This is a genomic window from Streptomyces sp. NPDC005070 (assembly GCF_053600395.1).
In genome coordinates, this window is the sequence record NZ_JBSFZS010000465.1 from 1 (window position 1) to 1,635 (window position 1,635).

At 70.8% G+C, this 1,635-nt stretch carries 1 protein-coding gene; it reads left to right on the forward strand.

The window, feature by feature from the left end:
* Positions 1–1,635, forward strand: a 1,635-nt coding sequence (locus tag ACWEBX_RS40295; RefSeq protein ID WP_451889659.1) for an MMPL family transporter, incomplete at both ends; no start/stop codon positions are given.

Below are 1,635 nucleotides of genomic sequence, written 5' to 3' on the forward strand. Positions count from 1 at the left end.
GCCAGGATCATCGACACGGCCCGGGGCATCGGGACCGGCCGCCTTCAAGTGGAGGTCGGCGGTGAGGCGGCACGCAACGCCGAGGACAAGTCGGGGCCGACCGCCGAGCTCGCGGGCATCGTCGCCGCCCTGGTGATTCTCGTGCTGCTCCTCGGTTCCGTGCTCGCGGCCTCCCTGCCCCTGATCACCGCGCTCTTCGCGGTCGGCGGAGCCATCGGGCTGATCCTGCTGGCCTCGCACGTCTTCACCGTCGCGGACTTCACCCCGCCCATCCTGATGCTCGTCGGACTCGGTGTGGGCGTCGACTACGCCCTGCTGATCTTCTACCGCTACCGCCAGGAACTCCTGGCCGGTGCCGAGCCCGCCGACGCGGGCCGCAGGGCCCTCGACGCGGCCGGCCGGACGGTCTTCTTCGCCGGTTGCACCGTCATCGTCGCCCTGCTGGGACTGGTCGCGCTCGGGCTCGGTTCCCTGCAGGGCATCGCCCTCGCCGTGGCGGTCACCGTGCTGATCACCATGGCCGCCTCACTGACCCTTCTGCCCGCCCTGCTGGCCCTGTTCGGCGAGCGGATCCGGCGCCAGGTGCTCAGGCGGCGGGACAGGACCACCGCGCGGGGCCGCACCGAGGGCGACCGCTGGCGTGCCATGGCACGGGTCGTGCAGCGCCGTCCCGTGCCGACCCTGCTGGTGGGTGTGATCGCTCTGCTGGCCCTGTCCGCACCGGCGCTGAGCATGCGTCTGGGCTTCGCGGACTCCGGCAACGACCCCGCGGAAACCACTTCCCGCCACGCGTACGACCTGCTCGCCGAGGGGTTCGGGCCCGGTTTCAACGGTCCGCTCATCGTCCTGGTCGAGGGTGAACAGACCGCCGGCACGGTGGTACGGGCGGCGCTGGCCAGGACCGAGGGCGTCGCGGAGGCGAGCCCAGCGCTGCCCTCCGGGGACGGCGCCCTGTCCACGGTGTTCGTCTACCCGACGACCTCTCCACAGGACGAGGGCACCGTCGGCCTCGTACACCGTCTGCGCGACGACGTCGCCCCGCCCCTGGAGCGGGAGACCGGTGCCCGGATCCTCGTGGGCGGTGCCACCGCCGCCTCCCAGGACGTCTCCGAAACACTCGCCGACCGGCTGCCCCTCTTCGTCGCCGTCGTCGTCGGGCTCTCCTCGCTCCTCCTCCTACTGGTCTTCCGCTCCCTGTGGATCCCCGTGAAGGCGGCCGTCCTGAACCTGCTGTCCATCTCCGCCGCCCTCGGCGTCATCACACTCGTGTTCCAGCACGGCTGGTTCGGCGCGCAACCGGGGCCGGTCGAAGCCTTCATCCCCGCTCTGATCTTCGCGATCGTCTTCGGGCTGTCCATGGACTACGAGGTCTTCCTCGTCTCACGCATCCACGAGGAATGGACACGCACCAAGGACCACGCCCGTTCGGTGCGTGAAGGGCTGGCGTCCACCGGCAAGGTGATCACAGCGGCCGCGGCCATCATGGTCGTCGTCTTCGCCGCCTTCGTGCTCAGCTCCGACCGGATGCTCCAGCAGTTCGGCCTCGGTCTCGCCGTCGCCATCCTGCTCGACGCGGTGGTGACCACCTCCTCACCCTGTTCTCGGTGGGGGGCCTGTTCCTCGTCGCGCTCGCGG